This window comes from Sphingomonas prati (assembly GCF_014643515.1).
GTDB classification, from domain to species: Bacteria; Pseudomonadota; Alphaproteobacteria; order Sphingomonadales; family Sphingomonadaceae; genus Sphingomonas_R; species Sphingomonas_R prati.
In genome coordinates this window covers 156,144-181,448 of record NZ_BMJP01000002.1, presented here as the reverse complement: position 1 = coordinate 181,448, position 25,305 = coordinate 156,144, and the positions used below count along the sequence as shown (strand labels likewise).

The window sequence follows — 25,305 nt, the reverse complement described above, 5'->3', positions numbered from 1 at the left end:
CGAAGCGTGAAGAGTACATCGGGGGTGCGGGAGCGCCAGTAGTTTTCGTGAGGGAGATATTGCGTCCAAGCCCCGGCCGACGCCGGGGCGCTTCCGACGTAGAACGGGCCGCTACCGGTTGGGTAGCGGCCCGGGTCGGGTTCAGTCGGGGAGGCCGAAATTCTTCGGCTTGCCGAAGTCGACCGCGGCGCCCTGTGCGCCCATGCCGCCCTGGTGGCTGGCATCGGCATCGTCGACGGCGCTCGCCATCGCGCGGCGGCGGCGCAGTTCGATTCGCTGTTCCTCGGTCAGGTTGGGATCGCCCGCTTCGTTGCCGTTCGGACCACCAGCTGCTGCACCGGCTACGGAGGCGTGGTTTTCGAGATTGTCGTCGGCCATTTTCAGTCTCCTTACTCCGCTAGAACGAAGCGGGTGGCCAAGCCGTTCCCGGTGACGCGCTTCAGGCCAGCGCCCATCCCGGCTGCGCGATCTTTTCGATAACCAGTTCGATTTCGTAAGCCCCGTCCGAATGCTGGTCCGGGCCGATCGCGTAGTCGAAGTCCGTGTCATTTTCCCGCAGATGGCGGATGCGGAAGCTGTTTACGGTAAGCGCCTGTTCGAAGCTGGCGACCAGCGAAGCCGAGGTATACATCCGCTTGTGATCTTCGTTGAAGGCCGACGGCAGGGTGCTGCGTTTTTCGTAAAGCGCCATGTGCGGCACCATGCAGACGATGAAGCCACCGACCTTCAGCACGCGGTGCCAGTCGCGGATGACGGCCAGATCCTCCGAAATATGTTCGAGGCAGTGGCTGGAGAAGACTGTGCCGATGCTGCCGTCGTCGAACGGCAGGCGGGTGCCGTCATAGCCCGGATAGTTGAGATCGACGCCGATCGCTTCGGGCAGGGCGGCGAGGTTGCTCGGGTTGTCGTAGCCGCTGTAGCCAACATCGAGGACGATGCCGTTGTTGCAGTAGCGATCAAGGAAGCCCGACCGGACGCGCTGGCGGTAGGATCGGCCGGCTTCACCGGGCGGCTGATAGTCGAGCGGGAAGCGTCCCGAGCTGTTGCCGTTGACGATCCAGTCGGCGAGGAATGTTTCGCAGCGCGTGCGCTCACCTTCGCGGAACTCGGCCCCTTCGAGGAAGGTGTTGAGGACGTCCGCCTGCTTGGTACCGCGGCGAAGCGCTTCGCAGAACCCGTCGAACCCGCCCGCGTCCGGTTCCCGGCCAAGCACGTCGCGGTACATGGAGCACACAAAATCCGTGACGGTACGATCGCCGGCAGTGTCGGTCGTCATTGGGGTTAACCTTGTCTTAGCCCTGGTGAATTGCGGACGGCAGTAAGCGCGCCACCGCGGGAAGGCCAGATCATTTCGAAGTGAAGCAGCCGACGGCCGGGACAGCCGCGCGCCGGCTCGATCGCGTCCAAGGCTGCGACCGGATGGCTCCGTCCTGATCCCTGAAGACTAGTTCGAAGGGAATCGAAACCGTGCGCCTGCTGCTTGCCTCAACCGGAATTCTCGCTCTGTCCGTCGCCGGGTCGGCCGGTGCCCAGACCGTCATCGATACAAGGCAGACGACCGCCGTGCGAACTGCAACCGTGAGGGCGGGGGCGGCGGACAACGTCAACATCGTGGCGGCCGGGTCGGTCACGCCGGCCAGTGGCAATGCGGTGACGATCGACAGCGACAACAGCGTAACGAATGCGGGCACGATCCAAGTCACGGGCGCGAACGATGCAAACGGCATCCTGGCGCAGGCCGGCGTGCGCGGCGGGATCACCAACACCGGCAGGATCATCGTTGACGAAAGCTATACGCCGACCGACGGCGATACGGACGGGGACCTGGACGGGCCGTTCGCGCAAGGGACGCGGCGGGCGGGTATCCGCACGGCGGGGGCCTTTACCGGCGCGATCGCGCATAGCGGCGAGATCACGGTCGAGGGGCAGGATTCCGCGGGGATCGTGCTGGGCGGTCCGCTGACCGGGGCGTTCACGACGGGCGGCACGACGAGCGTAACGGGCGATCGGTCGACCGGCGTGCAGTTGCAGGCGGTGACCGGTGCGGTGACGCTGGGCGGGACGATCACCGCGCTTGGCCAAGGCGCGGTCGGTGCGCGGCTGAACGGTGACGTCACCGGCGCGGTGGTGATCGAGGGGGTGATCGCGGCGACCGGATACCGCTACACCACGCCGCCGGCCGGGGCGAGGCTGGACGCGGACGATTTGTTGCAGGGCGGGTCGGCGCTGATCGTCGGTGGTAACGTGACCGGCGGCGTGACGTTGTCGAACGCAAGTGGCAGGGCAGCGGATGTCACCGCCTACGGCGGCGCCCCGGCGATGCTGGTCGGATCGGCGACCCGCGCGGTGACGATCGGGCCGGTGGCGGGCACCACACCCGGACCGGGCCTGGTCGTGAACGGCAGGGTGACGGGCAGCGGGCTGTATAACGGGATCGCGGCGACCGGGTTGCAGGTCGGCGGGCTGGGCGGCGCGGTGACGATCGCCAACGGGATCGCAATCGGCGGGACGGTGCAGGCCGGTGCGGTCGCAGCGGACGCGACGGCGATCCGGATCGGCGCGGGAGTGCAGACGCCGGTGATCCAGGTGACGGGCAGCGTCGCCGCGACGGGCGGGACGGCGGCGCAGGCGATCGCGGTGCTGATCGACACCGGTGCCGCGGTTCCGACGGTGCGCAACAGCGGCACGATCGCCGCGACCGCGGGCAATGCTGCGGGTGCGGCGACCGCGATCCTCGACCGGACGGGCGGCGTGACGCTGGTCGAGAATGCGGGGTCGATCACCGGGTCGGGGGCGGATGCGATCCGCAACGTGGCGATCGACCTGTCGACGAACAGCGCGGGCACGACGGTAAGGCAGATCGCCGCGGCGAGCGGGGCGGCAGGACCCACGATCACCGGGGCGATCCGGTTCGGCAGCGGGAGCGACACGCTGGACATCGGTGCCGGCACTGTGACCGGCGACGTGTCGTTTGGCGCAGGCAATAACCGCCTGACCATGGCAGGCGCGGGCAGCTATGCGGGCAGGGCGACGTTCGGTAGCGGGGCGGATACGCTGGCGATCGGCGGGACCGCGCGGTTCAGCGGAACGGCGGACTTTGCGGGCGGCGGGCAGGACGTGCTGACCATCGCGGACAGGGGCGTCTTCGCGGGCAGGCTGGCCAATGCGGGCGCGGTGGCAGTGACGGTGGCGTCGGGCGGCGGGACATTCGCGGCCGACGGCGGGGCGAGCATCGGATCGCTGACGCTGGGTACCGGATCGATCCTGTCAGTCGCGCTGGACAGGGCGAACCCGACCGCGAACCTGATCCAGGTTGGCGGGGCGACGACGATTGGTGCGGACAGCCGGCTGGCGTTGCGCGTAACGGGCGGGGCCGACATTGCGGGGCGCTATGTGGTATTGCGGTCGGGCACGTTGACCGGCGCGAACAATCTGTCGCTGGCCGATCAATCGGTGCCGTTCCTTTACAGGAGCGCGATCGTCGCGACCCTGCCGAACGAGATCGCGGTCGACGTGACGCGCAAGGCGAACACCGAGCTGGGGTTCAACCGGGCGCAAGCCAGCGCGTTCGATTCGATCGATGCGGCGCTGGGCGGTGATGCGAGGGTCGCGGCCGCGGTGCGCGGGCTGTACGATGGTGCCGCGTTCCGTTCGGCGGTCGATCAGATGCTGCCCAACTACGCCGGCGGCGTGTTCGAGAGCGTGACGCTGGCGTCCCGGGCGGTGGCCGGGCCGGCAAGCGATCCGCTGGGGTCGTACCTGGCGGAAGGACCGTGGGGTATGACGTTCACGCCGATTGGCTGGGACGCATCGAAGGCGACGCGCGGCACGACCAGCTACGACGTGCGGGGCTGGGGCCTGAGCGGCGGGGTCGAGCACCGGACACCGATTGGCAATTTCGGCGTGACGATCGCGTATCTGAGCGGCCGCGATACGGAGGGCGTAGCGGTGAACCGCGTCGACCACGACCAGTTCGAACTGGCCGGATCGTGGCGCGGGCGCTGGGGTGGGTTCGCGGCCAGTGCGCGCGGATCGGCGGCGTTCGTCTCGTTCGATTCGGTTCGGCAGTTCGAGGGGACGGTCGGGACCGAGACGGTGACGCGGCGCGCGAACGGGGACTGGAACGGCACGCTGTACACCGGATCGGGGACGCTATGGTACGAGCATAGGGTCGGGCGGATCACCCTGCGCCCCGTGCTGGCGATCGATTATTACCGGTTGAACGAAGACGCCTATGTCGAGAGCGGCGGCGACAGGGCGTTCGACCTGACGGTGCGCGAGCGGCGCAGCGACGAACTGGCCGGCACGGCGAGCGTCGCCGCGGGGCTGAACTTCGGCGGCAACAACCAGTTCGACCAGTGGAGCCGGATCGAGGTGGAGGGCGGCCGCCGCCAGCATCTGGCCGGTGCGCTGGGTCGCACGACCGCGAGTTTCGGCAGCGGGACCGCGTTCACGCTGGACCCGGAGGGGCGCGACAGCGGCTGGATGGGCAAGGTGCGCGCGATCACCGGCGCGCCCGAGGTGCGGCTGAGCGGCGAAGTGGGGGCCGAGCAGCGGCTGGGTGATGTCGCGCTGTCCGCCCGCGCGGCGTTGCAGATCGCGTTGTAGGCCGGGCGCGTGGCCGCGTCCGTCCTGCGTGCCGGGTACTATCCCGACGGCGGCCGATCGGTTAGGCGGGCGGCTCACTCCCCTGTTCGACCGGTCAAAGTCACTGTCATGTCGCCCACCGGGCTAGAGGCCGTCTTCCTGGCCAATCGCGACAAGCTGGTCCGCTTCCTGGTTGCGCGTGGCGCAGGGGAGGCGGCGGAGGATATCGTCCACGATCTGTGGCTGAAGCTGGCGGGGCGGATGGACGGGCCGATCGGCAATCCGGTCGCCTATCTGTTCCGCGCGGCGGACATGCTGATGATCGACCGGTACCGCGCGCGGCGGCAGGCGGAGCGGCGCGACCAGGCGTGGGTCGAGGAGCGCGGCGATGGGGATGCCTCGCCCGATCCGGGTGCGGACCGGACGATCGCGGCGCGGCAGGAGGCGGCGCGGGTAGCGGCCGCGCTGGCCGCGCTGGGGCCGCGGGCGGAGGCGATCTTCCGCCGGGCGCGGATCGACGGCGTGCCGCAGCGCCAGATCGCGGCGGAGCTGGGGATCAGCCTCAGCACCGTCGAGAGCGACCTGCGCACCGCGTACCGCGCGCTAGCCGAGTTGAAGGAACGACTATCATGAATGGCGGGCGTGGCGGCGCGGACGAACAGGCGTTGGACTGGGCGGTGCGGATGGCCGATCCGGAGGCGGCCGACTGGGACGGTTTCATGCGGTGGCTGGAGGAGGATCCGGCGAATTCAGCGCGTTACGACCGGATCGCGGCGGCGGTGCAGGACGCGGCGGTCGCGGCGGCCGAACCCGTGGTGGCGGCGAACGATGTCGGGCCGGTGGCGCGGCCGACGCGGCGCTGGATCGGTGGTGCGCTGGCGGCGATGCTGGTCGCGGCGGTGGGGGTCGGCGTGTGGAGCGAGCGGCCGCAGCCCTTCGCGGTCGAGACGGCGGCCGGCGAGCAGCGCGTCGTGGCGCTGGCCGACGGGAGCAGCGTCGTACTTGCGGGCGGATCGCGGCTGGCGCTTGACCGCGGCGATGCGCGGGTGGCGGCCGTGGAGCGTGGGCAGGTGCTGTTCCGTGTGCGGCACGATGCGCAAGATCCGTTCGACGTGCGGGTCGGTGACCTGACGCTGACCGATCTGGGCACGGTGTTCGACGTGAAGATCACCGGTCGCGGCACGCGCGTCGCGGTGGCGGAGGGCGCGGTGATGGTCGATCCGGACGGGGCGGCGATGCGGCTCGACCCCGGTCAGGCGGTGCTGTCCGACGGGCGGACCCTGCGCCGCGAGCCGCGTGCGGTGGCGGATGTCGGCAGCTGGCAGGACGGGCGGCTGGCGTTCGACAATGCGCCGCTGAGCGAGGTGGCGGAGGACCTGTCGCGGCAGCTGGCGCGGCGGGTGGTGGCGGCGCCGGCGGTGGCGGGACGCACGTTCCGCGGCACGATCGCGACCGCGGGGTTGAAGGACGATCCGGTGCTGCTCGGCATGTTGCTCGATGTGGATGTGCGGCAGGATGCGGGCGGCTGGACGCTGGAACCGCGCCAATGAGGCTGGGTCGGTGAAGATCGGCTGGGCGGTCGCGGCATTCGGACTGGCGACTGCACCCGCGGTGGCCGGAACGGTCGCGATCGACCTGCCCGCCGGAACCGTGGGGCAGCAGGTGACGGCACTCGGCCGGCTGGCGCGGATCAGCGTGGTCGTGCCCGATCCGGCCTTGTGGTCGCGACCCGTGCCGGCGTTGCGCGGGCGGTGGGATGCCGCGGCGGCGCTGGCGGTGGTGGCCGGGCGCGCGGGTGCGACGGCCGAGCGGATCGGGCCGGGCAGCTGGCGGATGGTGCGGCGGCCGGTCGCGGTGGTGCGGCGGGCGCGGCGGGTGGCCCCCGTCCCGTCGCCCGCGCCCATGGTGACGCCGGACCGCGACATCGTCGTGACGGCGAGCAAGCGCGACACGACGCGCGACCATTTCGCCGGGCATTATGTGCGGGTGGCGGGGGCCGAGCTGGACCTTGGCGGGGCGGGCGGGACCGACCGACTGGTCGCGCGGACGGCGAGCGTGGCGTCGACCTATCTGGGGGCGGGGCGCAACAAGCTGTTCATTCGCGGGATCGCTGATTCGAGCTTTACCGGCCCGACGCAGGCGACCGTCGGGCAATATTATGGCGACCTGCGGCTGAGTTACAACGCGCCGGACCCGGATCTGCGGCTGTCCGACCTGGCGGCGGTCGAGGTTCTGGAGGGGCCGCAGGGGACGCTGTACGGCGCGGGGTCGCTTGGTGGGCTGATCCGGCTGGTGCCCAATGCGCCGAATCTGGCACGGGCGAGCGCGAGCGTGTCGGGCGGGGCGTCCACGACACAAAACGGCGCGCCGGGGGCGGATGTACAGGCGGTGCTGAACGTGCCGCTGGTCGCCGATCGGCTGGCGGTGCGGATCGTCGCGGATGCGGCGAGCGAAGGCGGTTATATCGACAAGCCGCTGCTCGACCGGACCGACGTGAACCGCACGCGGATCGCCGGGGGGCGGGCGACCGCGCTGCTCGATCTGGGCGCGGACTGGAGCGTCGCGCTGGTCGGGATCGGGCAGCGGATCCGCGGGGAGGACAGCCAATATGCCGACCGCGACGGTGTGCCGCTGACGCGGTCCGCGCCAGTGACGGAGGGGTTCAGCGCGGATTTCCTGCAGGCGCAGCTGGTGTTGTCGGGTGCGTTCGGCGACGTGCGGTTCCGATCGACCAGCGGCGTGACGGCGCACGACCTGATGGAACGCTATGACGCCACGCCGCCGGACGGGCCGGTGCAGCTGTTCGCGCAGGCCAACCGGACGCGGATGCGGGCGAACGAGACGCGGTTGTGGCAATCGGCGCGCGACGGGTCGGGCTGGCTGGCGGGGTTCAGCTATGTCCACAACCGGACGCGGCTGACGCGCCTGTACGGCGCGCCCGACGCGCTGTCGCCGACGACGGGCGTGGTGAACGGGGTGGCCGAGACGACGCTCTACGGCGAGGGGAGCGTGCGGTTGCTGCCCGGGCTGCTCACCACCGGGGGCGTGCGGGTGACGCGGTCGGTGCTGGACGGCGAGGGGGCCGATGTCGCGCGGGCGGTGCAGCCGTCGGTCGCCGCGCTGGCGGCGGTGGCGGCCAGCCGGGCGGAGACGATCGTGCTGCCGTCCGCGGCGGCGATCGTCGACTTGACGCGCCATGCGCAGCTGTTCCTGCGGTATCAGCAGGGGTTCCGGCCGGGCGGGCTAGCGATCGAGGGCGATTTCGTGCGGCGGTTCCGGAGCGACCGGGTGGCGACGATCGAGGCGGGGGTGCGGTCCGGCCGGCCGAACGTCGATCGGCTGGACGTCGCGGTGACGGTGGCGCGCACGCTATGGCGCGACATCCAGGCGGATTTCATCGACGGATCGGGGCTGCCCAGCACCGCCAACATCGGCGACGGGCGATTGTGGACGATCGAGGGCGTGGTCGGCGCGCGGATCGCGCCCGGCCTGCGGATCGAGGGGGCGGCGACGTACAATGCCAGCCGGATCGACGAGCCGTCGCAGGCGGTGGTCTCCGCTTTGTCGAGCCTGGCCGGCGCCGACCCGGCCACCGCCCGCGCGGACGTGCTGGCGCGGATGCAGATCCCGAACATCGCACGCGTGACGGCGCGGGCGGGGGCGGTGTTCGAGCAGGCGTTGAGCGTGCGCGCGGACCTGAAGGTCGACGGCTGGCTCCGTTATGTCGGCGCATCGCGGCTGGGCGTCGGGCCGGTGCTGGGCCAGTTGCAGGGCAGCTATCTCGACAGCGGGCTGTCCGCGCGGATCGGGCTAGAGCGGATTGGGATCACCGCGAGCATGACCAACATCGTCAACACGCGCGGCAACCGCTTCGCACTGGGCACCCCGTTCGCTACTGGCCGCGACCAGGTCACGCCGCTACGCCCGCGGACGGTGCGGGTGGGGATCGATACACGGTTCTGACGGAGCAATGTAGCGTGCCGGCGCGGGTTCGATCCACCGGCCACAGGCCTGGAAGCGGCGTGGTCGGGTCGGTCTAATACATCTTGGTCCGGACAGAAGCCGTTACGCGGTACCCAAGGCGGGTGCCCGGCACCACCGCGACGTCGGCGTCAGACGAACATGTCTACATATGCCGGCAGGTCCTGGATTGCGAGATACTGGCCGTTCTCGAAGTGGACGACCTCCGTGCTGCGGTCGATCAGGATGTTGCCGCTGCCGTTGTCGGCGACCAGCTCGAAACCATTGATGGGCATGCCGTTGACCGATGTCGGGCTGACCGTGCGCAACGTGTAGTCGTTCACGTTCCCCTGCAGATACGCTGCGTCGAGCCCGGCGCCGCCGTTCAGCACATGGTCGCCGCCGCGGGGCAGGATGAGGACATCGTCGAACCCGGTTCCCGTCGTCACCGTCGAGACACCGTTCACATAAGCGGCTAGATCCTTCAGGGCGAGATACTGCCCGTTCCGGAACTGCACGCTTTCGATGGACGTGGCGATGTTGAACACCTCCGCGTCCTCGCCGGATGTGGTGAGCGTCAACCGATAAGTCGATCCATCGGGCCGACCGAGCGTATAGTCACCGACGTTTCCATTCAGCAGGACACGGTCGGCATTTCCATCCGACCGGAAACCGGGGAAATCGTCGCGGCCGAATGTGACGGAGCCGATCGGATCCCCCGGCAGTTTCAGATACAGGACCGTGCCCGGCGTCGCGGGAGCCGCCGACAACGTATCGAGATCAGCGAACGCCAGACGCTGCCCGTTGCGGAACTGGACCGTCTCCACGCTGCTGTCGATCAGCAGCGAGCCACTCCCGTTGGTTGCGACCAGTTCCACGCCGATCAGCCGAACGGTGCCGCCGCCCTGAACCGGTGCCTGGGCCTGCATCGCGCGAACCGCATAATCGCTGGCCGATCCCAGAAGATAGACGGTGTCGTTGCCGTCCAGCCCGCCGAACGCCTGGTAGCCCGCGACCTGCGTTTGATACATCCGGTCGTCCTGCAGCGCACCCAGCGTCATCCGCGGGTCGCCTGCGATAAACGCCGGAAGGTCCTGCAACGATAGATATTGTCCGTTCTGGAACCGGATGGTCTCGACAGACTGGCTGACCGAATAGGTCCCGCTGCCGTTGGTCGCGGTCAGAATGAAGTCGCCGACGCGCGCCTGCTCGCTTGCCGAATAGCCGAAGGGCGCACGGGTGAGCCGGTAGTCCGCGACATTGCCGTTCAGTACGAACGTGTCGTTGCCAAGCCCGCCGTCGAACCGCACGGTCCCGGTGGCCGGCGCGACGAACACGTCGTCACCGGAGGTATCGATTGCTTGGCCATAGGTGCTCAACGACGCGTATGTCAGCGTCTGACCACCAGAAAAGGCGACATATTCCATCGAACTGGTCAGCGTCTGGGATATGCTCGATCCGCGGACGGACAGGATCAAGTCGTCCGCATCGGTCCGTATGACGTTATAGTCGGACAGATTCCGCGTCAGGATCGCCAGATCGACCCCGGCACCGCCATCATAGACGTCGGTGCCGTCGCCACCGATCAAACTATCGTCCCCGTCGCCGCCGTACAGGCTGTCGTTGCCCGGGCCGCCATCGAGAATGTCCGCGCCGCTTCCCCCGAACAGCCGATCGTCGCCGCCCAACCCGACGATCGTGTCGTCGCCGCCAAGACCGGACAGCGAGCTCCGGCCGTCATCCCCGCGCATCGTCTCGCCTGCGTCTGTCCCGATGCGATCATTGTCGATCAGCGTCAGCGTGACGGTCGTTCGATCGGTGCCGTTGGCGAAGACCTGCCCCCGTGCCGTGACATAGACCGAGACGGTTTCGTCCGGCTCAACCTCATAGTCGTCGACGATGGCGACGGCGGGGAGCGCCAGAGTCCGGTCGTCGCTGCTGAACGGTGCCGTGTCGTAGGCCGGCCCGATGAGGTCGTCCGTCCGGCCGCTGTTCGCCCCGGCAACGACGGAGACGTTGACCAGGCCCATTGTGCCGCCGGTCAGGTTCAGGCCGAGCGTGAAGGGGGCATCGCCCTCGCGTATCGACCCGGGCTGGACGATCGAGACGGTGGGCGACAGGTTGGTATTCACGACCGTGAAGCCGGTCGACGCGCCGATCGCGGCGAGCTTGTCCCAACCATAGACGGCAACGTTTCCGGCTGCGTCGGTCACCTCGACACGCTGGACGATGTATCGGCCGACCGGGGTATCGCTCGACAGGAAGTCGGTCTTGGTAACTTGACCGTCGTCGCGGAAATCCGCCGCGTTCGAATACAGCAGATTGAGTGAATTCGAACCGCCTTGCCGGAAGGGCCGGTCGAAGATCACCGACACCTGCGCGACGCCGGACGCGTCGTCGGTCGCACCGATGGATGATACGAGGCCCGTGCTGCCCGTGCCGAGACTGATCGTATCGGGCAGAACGAGCGAGGTGAGGACGGGTGGCGTTCTGTCCGTGGACGGGCCGGGCGACGAGACCGAGAATTCGTTCCGGATACCCAGGGCGGTGAGGTCGGCCGGCGAATAGATCTGGCTGTTGCCCGCTTGATCGAACACGCTGACATTCGTGATACGGTAGGTGCCGGACGGGGAAGCCGGGCCGAAGACCTGCGGGTTCAAGCTGCTCCAGTCGCTGACCGATCCGGACCCGCCGGCGAAACTGATTTCGCGCACGAAGGAATTCGTCCGGGCATCAAGATATGCTTGGTCGAGCGTGACGATCACGTTTCGAATGCCGCTGCTATCGTCCGACGCCCCCGCCGAGAACAGGACCGGCGTGCCCGTTCCTTGAATATTGATCGAGCTGGGGAATCCGAGCGATTTCAATGTCGGCCTGACGGTATCCGGATCAGCCACGCTTCATTCCCCCCCCCATTGTTGGGAAGCGCTTAGAGTTTCACCAGGGGCGATGCAATCCACGGTCGATATGATGGTGTGACACTATGATCACGCATAACTACGGTTGAGCACATTTCGGTGGGTGGACGCAGCTGTTCATCGGCAGGCGCGAATGTTTCGAACAGATGTAGCGAGAAATGCTGACCTGAGCCACGCGAACCTTGGACGGGCGGATCACTTATTCCCCGCGAGGTTCAGTTCGAGGATGGCGTTGCCATTCCGAGCGCCTGCCGCAGGAAGGCGTCCGCCCTGTCGAGCATCTGCGTGCGTGCGGGGCCATCGTCGATCTGGTGGTCCAGTCCCTTGAACTCGACATAGTCAACCTGGCGACCGGCGGCTTTCAGCCGGCCAGCCATCAGCCGCGATTCACCCACGCCGACATTTTCGTCGCGGTCGCCGTGAAACAGAAGGACCGGCGCCGTCATGTCCGCGGCATGACGTGCGGGCGATCCCGCCGCGACGTGCGGGCCGGTCCCGATGAACGCGCTGACCAGCGCGGAGTTCGTGTAGCCACGCGATTCCTCGCGCAGCACGTCGAGGTCGGTGACCGGTGCCACCGCCACGACGGCCTTGAATAGATCCGGGATCGTTGCCGCAGACTGGAGGGCCGCATAGCCGCCATAGGACCAGCCCACGATCGCCAGCTTTCTCGGGTCGGCAATGCCGTTCCCGACCAGCCAGCGTCCTGCGTCCGTCACGTCACCGATCGCCGTCCGCCACGATTGGAAGCCATTCGTCTGGAACCACTTCGATCCGTAGCCGCTAGACCCGCGAAAATTCGGCTGGAGCACCGCGAAACCGCGCGACGCGAAATACTGCGCCAGCCAGTCGAACCCCCATTCGTCGCGGGCGGCCGGCCCGCCATGCGGCATCACGATCGCAGGCAGGCCCTTGCCGTCGCTGCCGGGCGGAAGGGTGAGGTAGCCGGGGATCATGGTCCCGTCGGCCGCCGGGAAGCGAACGGGCTTGACCTCGGCGAGGACGGTGCCGGCGAGCTCGGCGCGTGCCGCCAGGATCGGCCCCAGTTTCCGCGTGGCCTTGTCGTAGAGATAGTAGGTGCCCGGATCCTTGTCGCTTCCGGCGAAGAGCAGCAGCTTGCTCTCGTCCGCGCTCGCATCGACAAAGGTGATCAGCGGCTGACCGGGCAGCGCCTTGTTGAGTGCCAGGCCCAGCTTCTTCAGTTCGGGATCGAAGAACTCGGTTTCGCGGCGCTCGGTCACCCATGAAACGCCGACCACGCGCTGCTGCCGGCCGACCCGAATGAGGGAATCGACGTCGACGTCCGGCCGCGCGAGGACCAACTCCCGCTTAAGACTGCCGTCCAGCGCGACCTTGTAGAGCGCAGTCCGGCCATTTGCCGCGGCGAAGCCGTAAGCGACGTTCAACGTCGGATCGACCGCATGGGGATCGAACCCCGTCGACCCGGAGGCCCCCTGTTTGACGGTCGCGAGCGGCAGCCAGTCGCGCTCCGTTCCCCTGGAATATTGGTAGGTCACCGTATTGCCCAACTGACCATCGTCAAGCTGCGCGCGCAGGCCGATGATCCGCACGTTGCCGCGGCCGTCTGAGATATACTCCTGCGCGGTCGCGCGCGGTCGCTCGATCACGCTGCGCTTCATCGTCACGGTGTCGATCCGCTCGACAGCGAGGCCGTTTCGTGTGTTCGCCAGGAGTGTGCCTGTTGTTTCCTGCGGCACGAACTCGCGCGTCATCAGCACGCTGCCGGGTGAGCCGTCGCCGGTCCAGTCGATGATGGTGCCGCCGTTCTGGTTGAGACCCAGTGCGCTGGAGCGCTGGTTCGCGCTCAGCATCTTCATGTCGGAGCCGTCGCTGTTCAGCGCGAGCATCCGGGTGAAGCCGATGAGTTTGGTATCGCGCTGCACCGTGCGCATCGAGCAGACGAGCCGCGTGTTGCTCGTCCAGCCGCAACGTGTGAGCTTTTCCGGATCGCCGGACGCGGCCAGGATCGGCTTCGGCACGATGCCCGTGACCAGATCGGCGACGATCAGCCTGGAGGACCGACCGTCCCCTGCAACGATCAGCGCCGCATGGGCACCGTCCGGGGAAAGGCTGACCTGCTGGATCGTCTCGCGCGCACCGAATTGCATCGCCTGTTTGTTCTGCGCCGCCGCCGGCCACGCAACCACGGCCGCCATGCAGACGACCGCCCACTTCTTTCCCGCCATTCCCGTATTCTCCCCCGGCGATCCAGTCTAACGGGACCGTTCCGCCACGCAAGGGACGCGGCGGGGAAATCCGGGGTCGAGAACCGAGACTACCGGGAGATGATTTCGGTATGGACGCTCAAAATCGCGCCCTGTCGCCTCACCACCGGTGGGTAATCCGACGCGGCACGACAAGAGGTGCAGGAACTGCCCTGAAAGCGTGGCGCGCCCGGGTGGATTCGAACCACCGACCACAAGCTTAGAAGGCTAGTGCTCTATCCGACTGAGCTACGGGCGCCCGGACGGAGGCATAGGCGAAAAGCGCCTGTTCGGGAAGGCTGCGTGGGGCAGCGGAACATCCGGTGGCGACGCCGTGCGCCGCCACCGTGCTCGTCGGATCAGAGCGCCAGGCGCGCGCCGATCGTGAAGTTGTGGAACTGACGCTGGTTGTCGAACTGCGCATCATAGTCGGCGACCAGCGAGAGCGGGCCGTTGCCCGAGATGTTGAGCGACGCGCCGGCGTTGTAGTAATCCTGGTACAACGGCGTCGTGACGAAGTTGAACTGCGACCCGATGCCGGGCTGCTGGAAGCCGGCGACGATGTTACGGCGCTGGTTGCGGAACTCGTACATATACCCGCCGCGGACCTGCGGACGGATGGTGGCGCCGCCCACTTCGAACTTCGTGCCAAGCCGTGCGCCGACGTTCGAGCGGATCGAGACGCGGTTCATGTCGTTCGGCACGACCAGCGCGAACGCCGCACCGTTTGTTTCGGTGAAACCGTCGATCTTCAGATCGGCATAACGAACCTGCGCGAACGGCTCGATTTCAAAGTTGCGGATCTGGAAGCTCAGGCCGGTGGCAGCACCGCCGGTGATGATGCGGCCGCTGGTGCGCGCGAAGGTGGACCCGGAATAGTTGCCGAACGAGAGGTTGCGGTAAAGCTTCCAGTCGAGGTCTGTATAGCTGCCCCAGGCATCGACGTAGAACGGGCCGATGCCGGCGGTGGCGTAAGCGCCGGCAAACCAGCTTTCCAGCGTGCCGTTGGCGGTATTGCCGGGCGCGAGGTCTGCATCGGTGTTGCTGTAGCCGCCGAACAGACCGATCGCGGTCTTCGGCGTCAGGCGGTAATCGGCGCCGCCGAGGAAGTGATACTCATCGGTCTTCGTACGGTAGCGATCCTGCGCCGCGTCAACCGAGCCAAACCGGCTGCCGCCGCTGACCCAGGCGCCGACCTTGCCGGCTTCATCGAGCGTCACGCGGCTTCCGTCGGTGTTGACGGCGTTGCCGCGCAGGTCGCGCGTGTAGCGCAGCACGGTCGATTCCTGCGATTCAAGCGCGCCGTAGGAGATGTCGGGCAGCGACTGGAACGCCGCCGGGGTCAGCGACTGGAGCAGACCGGACTGCGCCGCGGCATTGCCGGTCTGCGCATCGATGCCGTTGAAAATGCCGATCGTGCCGTCGTTCGGCGTGCCGGTGAAGTTGTCGAGCACGGTGCCGACATTCTGCTGGTTCTGGGTCAGGCCCATCGACTGGAACGACGCCAGTTCGGCGGCGAGGCCGTTATAGGTGGTGTTGCCCGAGATCGCGCCGAGTGCGGTCGCGGTGCCGTTCGCCAGGTTGATTGCGTAGAGCGAGGTGACGCCGGTCGTCGGGTTGGTCAGCGTGGCATAGGCCTGGCCCGAGCGGGTGATGTCGAAGCCGACATTGCCGTTGGTCGCGATGCCCGTGCTGGTGCCAACCGAGAACAGCGTGCCGGTGTTTGGACCGACGGTTGCGTTGCCCTGCGTCGCGAGGCGCGCGGTGCCGCCCGACGTGTCGAGCACGTAGAGCGTGGTGGTCGTCGCGCCTGCGACATTGTTGGTGTAGGCGGCGCCGGCGAGCACGGGTGCGGTGCCGAAACGCGCGTCGCCCGCGGCATAGGTGAGCGTGCCGTCGGTGGCGGCGAGCGTGCCATTGGTCTGGTTCAGACGCAGATCGGTGCGGTTGCCGTTGACGTAGCGGATCCGGTCGACGGTCGGGTTGAAGTCGAGACCCGCGGCGGCACCGGTCGGGTTGGCGGCCTGCGTGATGGGCGAACCCACGGCGGCGGCGACGCCGGTGCGGCCGTTGATCGAATAAAGCTGCCCGACATTATCGAGCGCGTAGAGGATGCGCGGGCTGGCCGGGCGATAGTCGAAACCCTGCAACGTGCGGCCGGCGGCGATGCCGGTGATCGCGGTGGTGCGGGTGATCGTGCCCGGGCTGGACGCGTTGACCGAGACGAGGGCGTTGGTGCCGCTGCGCAAGGTCTGGACCGACTGTGCCGAAGCGGCACCCGCCAGGACGGTGACGCCCGCCCCGAAAAGGATCGCGCGCTTAGTGTTCTTGTGCATGATTTTTGCCTCCCTTGACCATCAACCGGTTCCGCGGTCGGGTGAGTTACGGGGGGCAAAGCGTCAATGATGCAAAAGAACTACAAGACCTGCAATAAACTGAAACTGTTGCTTCGACGCATCAGTTTTGTCGTTACTTAGCGGGCAAGAAATGCTTCGAACAGGCGGCGGCCGTCCTGCCCGCCATGCGCCACTTCGACGGCGCGTTCGGGGTGCGGCATCATGCCGAGCACGTTGCCGGATGCGTTGACGATGCCGGCGATGGCGCGGGCCGATCCGTTGACATGGTCGGCGTAACGGAACGCGACGCGCCCTTCGCCCTCGATCCGGTCGAGCGTTTCGGTGTCGGCGGCATAATTGCCGTCATGGTGCGCGACCGGGATGGTGACGGTTTCGCCGGCGGCATAGCCTTTCAGGAACGGACTGTCCGCATCGCCGACGGTCAGCGCGGCGTCGCGGCAGACGAAGCCGAGGCCGGCGTTGCGCATGAGGGCGCCGGGCAGGAGCCCTGCCTCGGTCAGCACCTGGAACCCGTTGCAGACGCCGAGCACGCCGACGCCGCGATCGGCCGCATCGGCGACCGCGCGCATGATCGGGCTGCGCGCGGCCATCGCGCCGGAGCGGAGATAGTCGCCGTAGGAAAAGCCGCCGGGGACGCCGACCAGGTCGATCCCGTCCGGCAGTTCGGTGTCGCGGTGCCAGACCATGACGGGCGCGGTGCCGGTCACGTCGCGCAGCGCCACGGCCAGATCGCGGTCGCAGTTGGACCCGGGGAAGACGATGACGGCGGTCTTCATGGCGTCAGGCCCGCTCGATCCGGTAATTTTCGATCACCGTGTTGGCGAGCAGCTTGCGGCACATCGCGTCAATGTCCGCATCGCTGGTGCCGTCGGCGAGTTCGAGCTCGATCAGCTTGCCGACGCGGACGTCGCCGATACCGGCGAACCCGAGCCCTTCGAGTGCGTGGGCGATGGCGCGTCCCTGCGGATCGAGGACACCGGTCTTGAGCGTGACGTGGATACGGGTTTTCATGGCCTGCCTTCGGGCGGTTTCGCGCGCTCTATGACGGGACGCGCGGTTTGGGGCAAGATGCTTGGCACCGATCGTTGCGATGGATGACGTGGGAAAGGCGGACGGGATGCGCAGACTGGATTGGATGGGGCGGACGGTGGCGCCGCCGCGGTTTGTGTTGTTCGGCGTGCTGGCGGCGGTGGCGGTGCCCGCGGCGACGCTGATGTTCGGATGGCGGCTGGGGATGATGGCGGGGTTCGACGTGGCGGGGGCGGCGTTCCTGCTGTCGGCCGTGCCGCTGTTCGGGATGCGCGCCGGGGGCATGCGCGCGACGGCCAAGGTGAACGACGCGAACCGCGCGGCGCTACTGGCGATCACGCTGCTTGTCATGCTGGTGGTGCTGGTGTCGGTGGCGGCGGAGCTGGCGCAGAAGGGCAGGCCGGACAGTGGGACGGTGTGGCTGATCCTGGGCACGCTGGCGCTGGTCTGGACGTTCAGCAACCTGGTGTTCGCGCTGCATTATGCGCATCTATTCTATTTGGCGGGTGCCGATGGGCGTGATCGGCAGGGGTTGCGCTTTCCGGACACGGAGGAGCCGGATTATGGCGACTTCATGTATTTTTCCTGCACGCTGGGCATGACGTTCCAGACGTCGGACGTGGAGATCGGCGCGCGGGCGATGCGGCGGGTGGTGTTGTTCCACTCGATCGCGGCGTTCGCGTTCAACCTGGGCGTGGTGGCGTTTACGATCAACGTGCTGGGGAGTGGGTAGGGGTTCTTTTTAGCCTCTCTCCCTAGGGAAGGGGCTGGGGTGGGGCTGACCTCTTTACAGCCATAAGGGTGGGGGTGAGGTGCTGTTGCCCCCACCCCAACCCCTCCCCTGAAGGAGAGGGACTAAGAGAGAAGCAGCCCTACTTCTCCTGCTTGCTCGTTCCCGACGTGGCGGGAGCGGCTTCGCCGGCGATGTTGCCCTTGGGGCTCTTGGCGGCCTGCGCTTCGGTCTGGACGGTCGAGGCGCCGCCTTCCGGGGTGCTGGGGGCGGCAGACGTGCCGGCGGCGGGGGCGGCCGCGGGGGCTTCGGCCGGGGCGGCGGGCATCGGCAGCGGGCTGTCGCTGGTCGAGTTCAGATAGGCGATTACGTTGGCGCGGTCCTCGGGTTTGCTGAGGCCGGCGAAGGTCATCTTGGTGCCGGGGGCATAGGCCTTCGGACTGGTCAGCCAGGCGTTGAGGTTCGCCCAGTCCCAGACGCCGGGCTTGCCCTTCAGCGCGTCGGAATAGGGGAAGCCGGCGACGTGGCCGTGCGCCTTGCCGACCGAACCGTAGAGGTTGGGGCCGACGCCGTTGGGTCCGCCCTTCGCATCGGTGTGGCAGGCGGCGCATTTCTTGAAGACTTCGGCGCCCTTTTCGGGGCTAGCCGAGGCGAGATAGAATTCGATCGGCTTTTCGGCGACGGCCGGGCCGGCACCTTCCTCGGCCTCGACGCCTTCGACGACGTAACCCATCTTCTCGGGGCGTTCGGCGTGGAAATATTCACCGGTCACGATCGACAGGCCAAGGGCGGCGATGCCCCCGAAGAGCACCCAGCCCGCGATGGTATTGCCGCGATCGTCCATGCCGTGTGAAACTCCCCTGCGTCGTGCCGTGCCCGATCGTGACCGCGCCGGACCGCCGACCTTTAAGTGGCGAACCGCCGCATCGCAAGCATGCTTGCCGCTTGGCCGCCCGGACCCTAAACGCGGGGGCGCCCATGGAAAACTACCCCGCCCCCGCCCGTGCCCGCGTTGCCGCGATGACCGCCGATGCCGCCGCCGCCCCCGACCGGACGGTCGCATTCCAGGGCGCGCCGGGGGCCAATTCGCATATTGCGGCGATGACGGCGTTTCCGGACGGGCTGCCGCTGCCGTGTTTTTCGTTCGAGGATGCGATCGACGCGGTGCGCGAGGGGCGGGCCGACTGCGCGATGATCCCGATCGAAAATTCGCTGCACGGGCGGGTGGCGGACATCCATTTCCTGCTGCCCGAATCGGGGCTGGTCATCACCGGCGAGCATTTCATGCCGATCCGCTACAGCCTGATGGCGCAGGCTGGCACCACGATCGATGCGGTGCGCGAGGCGGTGAGCCATCCGCAAGCGCTGGGCCAGTGCCGCGACTGGTTGCGCACGCGCGGCATCCGGCCGGTCAGCTATCCCGATACGGCGGGTGCGGCGGCGCTGGTGGCGGAAGAGGGGAAGCCGGGCCAGGCGGCGATCGCGCCCGAGATGGCGGCGGGGCTGTACGGGCTGGAGGTGATCGCGCGCGGGCTGGAGGATGCGGACCACAACATGACGCGGTTCGTGGTGCTGGCGCGGGGGGCGCCCGCGGAGGCGGACCTCGGCGGGCCGTGCATGACGACCCTGGTGTTCGAGGTGCGGAACGTGCCCGCGGCGCTGTACAAGGCGATGGGCGGGTTCGCGACCAACGGGATCAACATGACCAAGCTGGAGAGTTACCAGCGTGGCGGGAGCTTTGCGGCGACCGAATTCTATTGCGACGTCGATGGGCGGCCGGACGATCCGGCGCTGGGGCGGGCGCTGGAGGAACTGGCGTTCCATACCAAGTGGATGCGGGTGCTGGGGACCTATCCTCAGGCGCGGGCCCGGGGGGATTAGGGGCGGTTTGTGGCCAGGGTTCGTGGGACCTTTGATTGGCCCGCGCACCAACCCGTTTGGTTCGAGCCTGTCGAGAACCCTGCGCAAGGCTCTCGACAGGCTCGAACCAAACGGGTTGGGGTAGACTGACCAAAAGCGATCAAAACAGCGTTTAGTCCGCTTGTTCCGCCAGCCAGCGCGCGAACAGGGTGTGCGCCACGGCATAGGGCGGCGGCGCGATAAAGCGGGCGTCGGGTTCGGCGGCGAGGGCGGCGCGGATGTCTTCTCGGGTGGCCCAGAAGGCGTCTTCCAGTTCATGCTGGTCGAGGTGGAGGGCGGCGTCGGCGACGGGGGCGATGCAAGCGACCATGAGTTGCGAGGGGAAGGGCCAGGGCTGGCTGACGAGGTAGCGCACGCTGGTGGCGACGACGCCGGCTTCCTCGGCCAGTTCGCGGGCGACGGCTTCCTCGATCGATTCGCCAACCTCCACGAAGCCGGCGAGTGCGGAGTAGCGACCGGTGGGCCAGCTGCGCTGGCGGCCGACGAGCACGCAGCCGGCATGTTCGGCCAGCATGATCACGACCGGGTCGGTGCGCGGGAAATGTTCGGCGCGGCAGCCGGGGCAGCGGCGGCCCCAGCCGGCGCGGTAGAGCGTGGTGGGCGTGCCGCAGTTCGCGCAGAAGCGGTGGCGGGCGTGCCAGTCGATCAGGCTGCGTGCCGCCGCGTAGGTGGCGGCCTGCGCGGGCTCGAGGTAATCGAGCATGCCGTTCAGCGCGGGGCTGCGCCGTGCGGCGTGGGGGACGGCCGGGGTGAGCGCGACGAAGCGCGGGATGCCGCCGATCAGGCCGAGCAGCGCGAGTTCGGCGTCCCAGGCGGCCTCCGCCAGATGGCCCCAGTCGAGCGCGCCATCGGCGTCGAGCAGCGGATCGAGCCCCTCCATGCGCAGCAGGCAGGCGCGCGGGTCGTTGAGCGCCTTCATGATCGCGGCCGGATCCTGCCGCCAGGCATCGACGCGGTCGAGCGGGGAGCCGGTGAAGCCGGGAACGAGGCTGCCGTCAAGGTGGGAGGGGCGGCGATCGGGGGGAATGTCGGTCATCGCGGCGACTCCATGGCCAAAGTGGCGGCCTTTGCGAACAGGGTGGGCAGGCCGGCGTCGGCGAGGGTGGCGCGCGGCCACCAGACGCCGTCCAGCTCGGGCGCGATATCGCGGATCACGACCGTGCGGAAGACGGTGAGCGTCAGGCGGAAATGCGTGAAGACGTGCGTGACGGTGCCGGGCAGCGCGGTCCAGTCCGCCTGGAGCGGGGGCGGATCGTCGGGCGGCGTGTCGGTCCAGTCGCCGGTCGGCAGCGCACGCATGCCGCCGAGCAGGCCGCGCGCGGGGCGGCGGACGAGCAGGACGGCGTCGCCGCGTTCGATCCACCAGATCGCGCCGTGGCGTTCGGGGCGGGCGGTCTTGGCGGCCTTGACCGGGAAGCGTGCGGGGTCGGCGGTGCGGACCGCGGCGCATCCGATGCGCAGCGGGCAGATCGCGCAGGCCGGGCGGCGCGGGGTGCAGATGGTGGCGCCGAGGTCCATCATCGCCTGCGCGAAATCGCCGGCGCGGGTGTCCGGGGTGATGATGTCGGTGGCGGCGCGGATCGCGGGGCGGGCGGCGGGTAGCGGCTGTTCGATCGCGAACAAGCGGGTGACGACGCGTTCGACATTGCCGTCGACCACCACCGCGCGCCGGCCGAACGCGATCGCGGCGACCGCGGCGGCGGTATAGGCGCCCACGCCGGGTAGTGCGCGGAGAGTAGCTTCGGTATCGGGGAAGCGGCCGCCATGGTCGGCGACGACGGCGCGGGCGCAGGCGAGCAGGTTGCGGGCGCGGGCATAATAGCCGAGCCCGGCCCAGGCGGCCATCAGGTCGGCATCGTCGGCCGCCGCCAGATCGGCCACGGTCGGCCAGCGTGTGGTGAAGCGCAGGAATGCGGCCTTTACCGCGGCGACCGTTGTCTGTTGCAGCATCACCTCCGACAGCCAGACGCGATAGGGAGCGGGCGCGGGCGTGCCGGGGGCCGCGCGCCAGGGGAGCGTGCGGTGATGCGCGTCGTACCAGGCGAGGAGGGTGGCGGAAATATCGACGCCGCTATCGACGGGCGGAACGACGGACATATCGACGGGCATGGGGCCGCTATGGCATGGAGCGGGGGATGACGGAACCAGAGACCAATCCCACGCCGAAAGCCGCGAAGCCGCGTGCCGCCGCCAAACCGAAGCCGCCCGCCGTGCCGGAGCGGAAGCGCGGCGGGGCGGCGCGTGCGGTGGCGGACATGCTGCCCGACGTAGGCCGTGCCGCGTTCCGGCGGTTCGGGTTCGTGCAGTCGTCGGTCGTGACGCGCTGGCCCGAGATCGTCGGCGAACGCTATGCCGGGGTGTCGAGCCCCGAATCGATCCGGTTTCCGCACGGTGCGCGGTCCGAAGGCGTGCTGACCCTCGTCGTCGAGGGTGCGCATGCGGTGATGATGCAGCATGTCGCGCCGGCGATCGTGGAGCGCGTGAACCGGTTCTTCGGATATCCCGCGGTGGCGCGGATCGCGATCCGCCAGGGTGCGGCGGTGCGGCGGCCGGCGCCGGCGAAGCTGCGGCCGGCGGTGGCGGTGTCCACCGAGATCGGCGACAGCCTGCGGGCGATCGCGGATCCGGAGTTGCGCGCGTGCCTCGCCGGGCTGGCCGGTGCGCTGGCAACGTCGAACGGGCCGCCGGTGATGGACATTCCGGTGATGGGAAAGGTGCGGTGAGCATGGAGAGTGGGCGATCTCGGGGACGATCCGCGATGCGCGGGGCGGCGGCCGGGCTGGCGATGCTCGCGGCCGTCGGGGCCGGTGCACTCGCGGCGGGTGCGAGCGCGACTCCCGCGAAACGTGCGGCGACCGACTGGACCCGGACGATCGCGACGACGCCGGCCGGCACCTATGTGATGGGCAATCCGCGCGCGAAGGTGAAGCTGGTCGAGTATCTGTCGCTGACCTGTTCGCACTGCGCGGCGTTCGCGGCGGAGGGGATGCCGGCGTTGAAGCGCGACTATATCGCGCGCGGGCTGGTGAGCCTGGAGGTGCGCAATTCGGTGCGCGACGGGTTCGATTTCGCGGGCGTGCTGCTGAGCCGTTGTGCGGGGCCGGCGGGCTATTTCCCGGCGAGCGAGCGGATTCTGGCGACGCAGGCGGACTGGCTGCCCAAGGCGCAGGTCTATTTCGATACGCAGGTCGGGCGGCCGGCGGACCCCAACGGCGCCGCGACGCTGACCGCGATGGCGCGGGCCGCCGGGTTCGACCGCCAAGCGCAGGCGCGCGGCATGGCTCCGGCGCGGGTCTCGGCGTGCCTGGCGGACCGGAAACAGACCGCGATCGTCGCGGCGATGACCGACGAGGCGTTCAACAAGCGGCGCATCACCGGCACGCCGACATTCCTGATCAACGGCACGATCGTGCCGGCGACGAGCAACTGGGCCACGTTGCAGCCCAGGCTCGCCGCCGCGGTCCGCTGACATTCCCTTTCTTCGGAGAACCAAGATGATGACCCGTACCCTCCTCGCCCTCGGGCTTTCCACGCTGGCGCTGACCGCATGCGGCAGCAAGGACGCCGGCAACAGCGCCGGCAGCGCGACCGCTTCGGTCGAGGCGCCTGCGTCGCCGGTCGCGCCCGTCGCTGCACCGGCCGGTGGCGACTGGACGCAGACCGTGTCCAAGACGGCCGACGGCGGGTTCCGGATGGGCAACCCGGACGCGCCGGTGAAGCTGGTCGAATATGGCGCGCTCAGCTGTTCGCATTGTGCGGTGTTCGAGAAGGAGGGCCTGCCCGAGCTGAAGTCGCAGTTCATCGCGCCGGGCAAGGTGAGCTACGAGTTCCGCAACTACATGCTGAACGTGCTCGACGTGCCGGCCGCGTTGCTGACGCGGTGCCGCGGGGCGGAGCCGTATTTCCAGCTCAGCCAGCAGATGTTCGAGAACCAGATGATGCTGTTCGACGCGGTGAAGGGCATGACCGAGGCGGAGCAGACCCAGATGCAGGCGATGCCGCCGCAGACGCAGTTCCTGGCATGGGGCAAGAAGCTGGGCCTGATCGACTTCTTCCGCGCGCGCGGCATTCCGGAAGCGGCGGCGACCAAGTGCCTGACCGATACCGCCGCGGTCGACGAACTGGGCAAGATGAGCGCGCGCGCGACGAGCGAGTATAATCTGCAGGGCACGCCGACGTTCCTGATCGCGAACAAGCCGGTGCCGAACGTGGCGGATTGGGCTGCTTTGAAGCCGGTGTTGGCTAAGGCTGTTGGCGCCTGAGGGCTTGGGGGGCTTTGCGGGCCCCCCTTTCTGATCTGCTCACTCATACCGCCGTTCGGCCTGAGTAGGGGCTGAGCGGAGGCGAAGACCGGTATCGAAGGCTGGGTGCGGTGCTTCGATGCGCGCCCTCGATACGCGCCGAGGGGCGCTACTCGGTCGCTACTCAGCACGAACGGGTGGGGTGCGGTGGAGGTGTGGGCTTGCCGCCGGACTGACCTTTCTTCTTCCCCCCGTTCGGTTCGAGCTTGTCGAGAACTGCGCCGGGTTCTCGACAAGCTCGAACCGAACGGGGAGGGGGTGGGGGTTTCCTCCACGTCGTCCTGTGCAGATGCGTTGGCGTCTTGGCTGTGCTCGACGGGTCCCTCGACTTCGCTCGGGATGGACGGGTTTGGTGTTTGAGGTTCGGGTGCGGTGCATACCATTGTTCGGGCGGGGCGTTTGACCGGTAACCGAACAGGAGCATCCGTGATGACCGAGCAGCCCAGCATTTCCCTGAACGACGGACGGTCGATGCCGCAGATCGGGTTGGGGACGTATCAGATCCCGGACGAGGACACCGCGGGCGTGGTGCAGGCGGCGATCGATGCGGGGTATCGCGCGGTCGATACCGCCGCGATCTATGGCAACGAAGCGGGTACGGGGGCGGGCGTGCGGGCGCGGGACGAGACGATCTTCGTGACGTCGAAGCTGTGGCGCGACGATTTCGGCTATGACGCGGCGTTGAAGGGGTTCGAGAAGAGCTTCGACCGGCTGGGGCTCGACTGGGTCGACCTCTATCTGCTGCACTGGCCGTTCGTCGAGGAGACGCGGTTCGTCGAGACGTGGAAGGCGCTGGTGCGGTTGCGCGAAGAAGGGCGCGTGAAGTCGATCGGGGTGTCGAACTTCACGATGGATCATCTGGAACGGATCATTCACGACACGGGCGTGGTGCCGGCGGTGAACCAGATCGAGCTGCATCCGAGTTTCCAGCAGGTCGAACTGCGCGCCTATCATGACGAGAACCACATCGTGACGACGAGCTGGAGCCCGCTGGGGCAGGGCGCGGCGCTGGCCGATCCGGCGATCACCGCGATCGCGGCGAAGCACGGCAAGACGCCGGCGCAGGTCGTGCTGCGCTGGCATATCGAGGCGGGGCTGACGGTGATCCCGAAGACCACCAACCCGGCGCGGCTGGCGGAGAATTTCGCGATCTTCGACTTCGCGCTGGATGCCGACGACGAGCGGGCGATCGCGGCGCTGGATCGGCGCGACGGGCGGATCGGGCCGGATCCGACGACGTTTGCCGGATGATGGGTTCGGGCCTGGCGGGGGGTTCTC

Annotated in this window: 20 protein-coding genes and 1 tRNA gene; 10 read left to right on the top strand and 11 right to left on the bottom strand. The window is 68.3% G+C overall.

Annotated features, from left to right (window positions below):
- Nucleotides 1–141 precede the first annotated feature (141 nt).
- Complete coding sequence (locus IEX50_RS08715) at nt 142–378, bottom strand: hypothetical protein (protein WP_157174702.1); 237 nt, start codon at nt 376–378, stop codon at nt 142–144.
- Between the two features lie 61 nt (nt 379–439).
- Nucleotides 440–1,276 carry a methyltransferase domain-containing protein gene (locus IEX50_RS08710; RefSeq protein ID WP_157174703.1) on the bottom strand — a complete coding sequence of 279 codons (837 nt, stop codon included), beginning with the start codon at nt 1,274–1,276 and terminating at the stop codon, nt 440–442.
- Nucleotides 1,277–1,563: 287 nt separating this feature from the next.
- Between IEX50_RS08710 and IEX50_RS08705 the strand changes: the two genes are divergently transcribed.
- The 4 genes from IEX50_RS08705 (at nt 1,564) to IEX50_RS08690 (ending at nt 8,550) form a co-directional block, all read left to right on the top strand.
- Nucleotides 1,564–4,608, top strand: coding sequence for an autotransporter outer membrane beta-barrel domain-containing protein (locus IEX50_RS08705; RefSeq protein ID WP_229673830.1), 3,045 nt, complete (start codon nt 1,564–1,566; stop codon nt 4,606–4,608).
- 108 nt (nt 4,609–4,716) lie between these two features.
- Nucleotides 4,717–5,220, top strand: a complete 504-nt coding sequence (locus tag IEX50_RS08700; protein ID WP_157174705.1) for an RNA polymerase sigma factor — start codon at nt 4,717–4,719, stop codon at nt 5,218–5,220.
- Nucleotides 5,217–6,137 carry a FecR family protein gene (locus IEX50_RS08695; protein WP_157174706.1) on the top strand — a complete coding sequence of 307 codons (921 nt, stop codon included), beginning with the start codon at nt 5,217–5,219 and terminating at the stop codon, nt 6,135–6,137. The genes IEX50_RS08700 and IEX50_RS08695 overlap by 4 nt, the downstream gene beginning before the upstream one ends.
- Complete coding sequence (locus tag IEX50_RS08690) at nt 6,103–8,550, top strand: TonB-dependent receptor (RefSeq protein ID WP_157174707.1); 2,448 nt, start codon at nt 6,103–6,105, stop codon at nt 8,548–8,550. Before IEX50_RS08695 ends, IEX50_RS08690 begins: the two co-directional genes overlap by 35 nt.
- 149 nt (nt 8,551–8,699) lie before the next feature.
- On the opposite strand, the gene IEX50_RS08685 is transcribed toward IEX50_RS08690, so the two are convergent.
- The 6 genes from IEX50_RS08685 to purS form a co-directional block, all read right to left on the bottom strand.
- Entirely contained in the window at nt 8,700–11,444 is a 2,745-nt protein-coding gene (locus tag IEX50_RS08685; protein WP_188699452.1) for a calcium-binding protein, read from the bottom strand.
- A 236-nt stretch (nt 11,445–11,680) separates the two neighbouring features.
- Nucleotides 11,681–13,672 carry an alpha/beta hydrolase family protein gene (locus IEX50_RS08680; RefSeq protein ID WP_157174709.1) on the bottom strand — a complete coding sequence of 664 codons (1,992 nt, stop codon included), beginning with the start codon at nt 13,670–13,672 and terminating at the stop codon, nt 11,681–11,683.
- A 200-nt stretch (nt 13,673–13,872) separates the two neighbouring features.
- Nucleotides 13,873–13,949: transfer RNA gene (locus IEX50_RS08675), tRNA-Arg, on the bottom strand.
- Nucleotides 13,950–14,049: 100 nt separating this feature from the next.
- Nucleotides 14,050–16,026: a DUF4394 domain-containing protein gene (locus tag IEX50_RS08670; RefSeq protein WP_157174710.1), complete on the bottom strand. Its 1,977-nt coding sequence runs from the start codon at nt 16,024–16,026 to the stop codon at nt 14,050–14,052.
- Nucleotides 16,027–16,163: 137 nt separating this feature from the next.
- Entirely contained in the window at nt 16,164–16,823 is a 660-nt protein-coding gene (gene purQ, locus IEX50_RS08665; RefSeq protein WP_157174711.1) for a phosphoribosylformylglycinamidine synthase subunit PurQ, read from the bottom strand.
- A 4-nt stretch (nt 16,824–16,827) separates the two neighbouring features.
- Nucleotides 16,828–17,058 carry a phosphoribosylformylglycinamidine synthase subunit PurS gene (gene purS / locus IEX50_RS08660; protein WP_157174712.1) on the bottom strand — a complete coding sequence of 77 codons (231 nt, stop codon included), beginning with the start codon at nt 17,056–17,058 and terminating at the stop codon, nt 16,828–16,830.
- Between the two features lie 106 nt (nt 17,059–17,164).
- Here purS and IEX50_RS08655 point away from each other — a divergent pair, with 106 nt between their 5' ends.
- On the top strand, nt 17,165–17,809 hold the full coding sequence (locus IEX50_RS08655; RefSeq protein ID WP_229673828.1) for a DUF1345 domain-containing protein: 645 nt from the start codon (nt 17,165–17,167) through the stop codon (nt 17,807–17,809).
- A gap of 139 nt (nt 17,810–17,948) precedes the next feature.
- Here the strand turns inward: IEX50_RS08655 and IEX50_RS08650 are convergent, their stop codons facing one another.
- Nucleotides 17,949–18,650 carry a c-type cytochrome gene (locus IEX50_RS08650; protein WP_157174713.1) on the bottom strand — a complete coding sequence of 234 codons (702 nt, stop codon included), beginning with the start codon at nt 18,648–18,650 and terminating at the stop codon, nt 17,949–17,951.
- 134 nt (nt 18,651–18,784) lie between these two features.
- Between IEX50_RS08650 and IEX50_RS08645 the strand changes: the two genes are divergently transcribed.
- The gene (locus IEX50_RS08645; RefSeq protein WP_157174714.1) at nt 18,785–19,687 is read left to right on the top strand and encodes a prephenate dehydratase; all 903 of its coding nucleotides are present in this window, start codon (nt 18,785–18,787) and stop codon (nt 19,685–19,687) included.
- A 151-nt stretch (nt 19,688–19,838) separates the two neighbouring features.
- On the opposite strand, the gene nudC is transcribed toward IEX50_RS08645, so the two are convergent.
- Nucleotides 19,839–20,762: an NAD(+) diphosphatase gene (gene nudC, locus IEX50_RS08640; RefSeq protein WP_157174715.1), complete on the bottom strand. Its 924-nt coding sequence runs from the start codon at nt 20,760–20,762 to the stop codon at nt 19,839–19,841.
- Nucleotides 20,759–21,835, bottom strand: a complete 1,077-nt coding sequence (locus IEX50_RS08635; protein ID WP_157174716.1) for an A/G-specific adenine glycosylase — start codon at nt 21,833–21,835, stop codon at nt 20,759–20,761. Before IEX50_RS08635 ends, nudC begins: the two co-directional genes overlap by 4 nt.
- Before the next feature lie 14 nt (nt 21,836–21,849).
- Here IEX50_RS08635 and IEX50_RS08630 point away from each other — a divergent pair, with 14 nt between their 5' ends.
- The 4 genes from IEX50_RS08630 to IEX50_RS08615 all read left to right on the top strand — a co-directional run bounded on the left by IEX50_RS08630 (nt 21,850) and on the right by IEX50_RS08615 (nt 25,278).
- Complete coding sequence (locus IEX50_RS08630) at nt 21,850–22,449, top strand: DUF721 domain-containing protein (RefSeq protein ID WP_157174717.1); 600 nt, start codon at nt 21,850–21,852, stop codon at nt 22,447–22,449.
- A 35-nt stretch (nt 22,450–22,484) separates the two neighbouring features.
- Nucleotides 22,485–23,195 carry a thioredoxin domain-containing protein gene (locus IEX50_RS08625; protein ID WP_157174718.1) on the top strand — a complete coding sequence of 237 codons (711 nt, stop codon included), beginning with the start codon at nt 22,485–22,487 and terminating at the stop codon, nt 23,193–23,195.
- A 25-nt stretch (nt 23,196–23,220) separates the two neighbouring features.
- Nucleotides 23,221–23,988: a thioredoxin domain-containing protein gene (locus tag IEX50_RS08620; protein WP_157174719.1), complete on the top strand. Its 768-nt coding sequence runs from the start codon at nt 23,221–23,223 to the stop codon at nt 23,986–23,988.
- A 468-nt stretch (nt 23,989–24,456) separates the two neighbouring features.
- Nucleotides 24,457–25,278 (top strand): aldo/keto reductase, encoded by an 822-nt coding sequence (locus tag IEX50_RS08615; RefSeq protein ID WP_157174720.1) that lies wholly within the window; start codon nt 24,457–24,459, stop codon nt 25,276–25,278.
- The last annotated feature ends 27 nt before the right edge of the window (nt 25,279–25,305 follow it).

Bases quoted from the DNA above. Each gene is read 5' to 3' on its own strand.
- IEX50_RS08715 (WP_157174702.1), bottom strand. From the start codon at position 378: ATGGCCGACGACAATCTCGAAAACCACGCCTCCGTAGCCGGTGCAGCA.
- IEX50_RS08710 (WP_157174703.1), bottom strand. From the start codon at position 1,276: ATGACGACCGACACTGCCGGCGATCGTACCGTCACGGATTTTGTGTGC.
- IEX50_RS08700 (WP_157174705.1), top strand. From the start codon at position 4,717: ATGTCGCCCACCGGGCTAGAGGCCGTCTTCCTGGCCAATCGCGACAAG.
- IEX50_RS08695 (WP_157174706.1), top strand. From the start codon at position 5,217: ATGAATGGCGGGCGTGGCGGCGCGGACGAACAGGCGTTGGACTGGGCG.
- IEX50_RS08690 (WP_157174707.1), top strand. From the start codon at position 6,103: ATGCGGGCGGCTGGACGCTGGAACCGCGCCAATGAGGCTGGGTCGGTG.
- IEX50_RS08680 (WP_157174709.1), bottom strand. From the start codon at position 13,672: ATGGCGGGAAAGAAGTGGGCGGTCGTCTGCATGGCGGCCGTGGTTGCG.
- IEX50_RS08670 (WP_157174710.1), bottom strand. From the start codon at position 16,026: ATGCACAAGAACACTAAGCGCGCGATCCTTTTCGGGGCGGGCGTCACC.
- purQ (WP_157174711.1), bottom strand. From the start codon at position 16,823: ATGAAGACCGCCGTCATCGTCTTCCCCGGGTCCAACTGCGACCGCGAT.
- purS (WP_157174712.1), bottom strand. From the start codon at position 17,058: ATGAAAACCCGTATCCACGTCACGCTCAAGACCGGTGTCCTCGATCCG.
- IEX50_RS08655 (WP_229673828.1), top strand. From the start codon at position 17,165: ATGCGCAGACTGGATTGGATGGGGCGGACGGTGGCGCCGCCGCGGTTT.
- IEX50_RS08650 (WP_157174713.1), bottom strand. From the start codon at position 18,650: ATGGACGATCGCGGCAATACCATCGCGGGCTGGGTGCTCTTCGGGGGC.
- IEX50_RS08645 (WP_157174714.1), top strand. From the start codon at position 18,785: ATGGAAAACTACCCCGCCCCCGCCCGTGCCCGCGTTGCCGCGATGACC.
- nudC (WP_157174715.1), bottom strand. From the start codon at position 20,762: ATGACCGACATTCCCCCCGATCGCCGCCCCTCCCACCTTGACGGCAGC.
- IEX50_RS08635 (WP_157174716.1), bottom strand. From the start codon at position 21,835: ATGCCCGTCGATATGTCCGTCGTTCCGCCCGTCGATAGCGGCGTCGAT.
- IEX50_RS08630 (WP_157174717.1), top strand. From the start codon at position 21,850: ATGGAGCGGGGGATGACGGAACCAGAGACCAATCCCACGCCGAAAGCC.
- IEX50_RS08625 (WP_157174718.1), top strand. From the start codon at position 22,485: ATGCGCGGGGCGGCGGCCGGGCTGGCGATGCTCGCGGCCGTCGGGGCC.
- IEX50_RS08620 (WP_157174719.1), top strand. From the start codon at position 23,221: ATGATGACCCGTACCCTCCTCGCCCTCGGGCTTTCCACGCTGGCGCTG.
- IEX50_RS08615 (WP_157174720.1), top strand. From the start codon at position 24,457: ATGACCGAGCAGCCCAGCATTTCCCTGAACGACGGACGGTCGATGCCG.